This window comes from Autumnicola edwardsiae (genome assembly GCF_031846505.1).
Lineage (GTDB): Bacteria > Bacteroidota > Bacteroidia > Flavobacteriales > Flavobacteriaceae > Autumnicola > Autumnicola edwardsiae.
The window spans coordinates 1-1,539 of record NZ_JAVRHP010000230.1; the positions used below are offsets into that span (position 1 = coordinate 1).

Here is a 1,539-nt window from a genome sequence, read left to right on the forward strand (position 1 = left end):
TGGTTCAAATCGTGGCTGGATAGATTGAGCCGTTTGACCAATTCGTCATAGCCTTTTTCATTGTTCAGGCTATAAATGACCTGCGTGTTTTCAAGAATACTCGCTGAAGTTGAATTTTTCGGAAGCTGATTAATGGATTGAAGAATGATACCGATAGCTCCGTTCTGTTTTCGTATTGCTTGGTAGTAGAATTCGACACTTTCCAGTACATTCTCAAACTTTAATTGTTTCGCAAACTCATCAAAGAGGATAATGCCTTTTTCCGCTCTATTCTTCCAGATGGTTCTTTGGATAGCTGACTTAATCAGTTTCAACATTACGGACAGTATTTCCTTATTGTCCTTGACTTCATCCAGTTCAAAAACAATCAAACGCTTGTCCTCAATTTTATAGGTCTGGTCTTCGCTCACTTCAAAAAGGAAGCTATATAGACCATCGCCGACATATTCTGACATTACGTGCAAGAAGCTCGTCACATTAAAATAATCGGGATGGATTTTTAGGGTGCTCAGAAGATCTTCCTGATTTCTTTCTATAAAGCTGTAAAAACCATCCAGTGAATGATTTTCTGAAGTACTATCGTAATAATAACGCAGTATTTTTTTGACCGATACTGATTGTGCCTTTGTAACCTTTAAGTCTGAAGCAAACAGTTCAAAGAGGAAGACGGACAAATCTTCCAAACGTTCTGGTGTAAGGTCATTAGTGTGGCTAATGTAAAATGGATTGATACCAAGGTTCTTTCCACTTTCGTAGCGAAGCACCGTATATTTATCAGGATAGAGCTTTGCAAACTTGGTATAAGAGCCACCCAAGTCGATAATGACCAGGCGAACGCCACTTTCAAAATATTGGCGTAGAATGTTATTTGCCAGAAAAGATTTGCCCTCACCAGTTGGTGCAAAAATGGCAAAGTTTCGTGCCTTTATTCTTTTCTTCTTTTCGTCCCAAACATCCTTTAAAACAGGAATGTTATACTCACGGTCATTGAAAATGATTCCGGTGTTATCACTTTTGTAATTAGTGTTATTGATAAAAAGACAAAGCGCGTGTTTTAAGTCAGTTACATATAAATCGTTATTTGAAAAATTCGACGAAAAACAACAGTAACTATTTAGAATATAGTTTTTACGTTCTTCGCCTCTTGGGTAATACGGGATGATATCCAGTTCCTTAAATTCAGTCTTGATTTTTGAAGTTATCTTGTCGAGCTCTTTGGCTTCTTTTGCCCAATAGACAATATTGAGATGACCACGAATAATTCGGGCATTATCATCAGCATTGATTTGGTCAAGGATGTGTTGGATTTTACCAAGCACCACTTTATTTTGTGAACCAAAGTTTGAACTTTTATTTAGTTCCTCAACCTTCTTATCGAGCAGCTTGCGCCATTTTTGTTTGTCATCCAAATAAATAATTTGATTGACAATGTGATTCTCGTTAAGCGTAAGCCCTAAGCCATCAATAAACCCTTGATGAAATACAAAATCGTCAGAAGTGAATTTCTCATTGGTTTTGCTACTCTGTACACTTTCGCCA

General features: G+C 37.2%; 1 protein-coding gene. It reads right to left on the reverse strand.

The window, feature by feature from the left end:
• A partial coding sequence (locus RM529_RS17270; protein ID WP_311485986.1) for a VirB4 family type IV secretion system protein occupies positions 1 to 1,539 on the reverse strand: 1,539 nt, incomplete at both ends.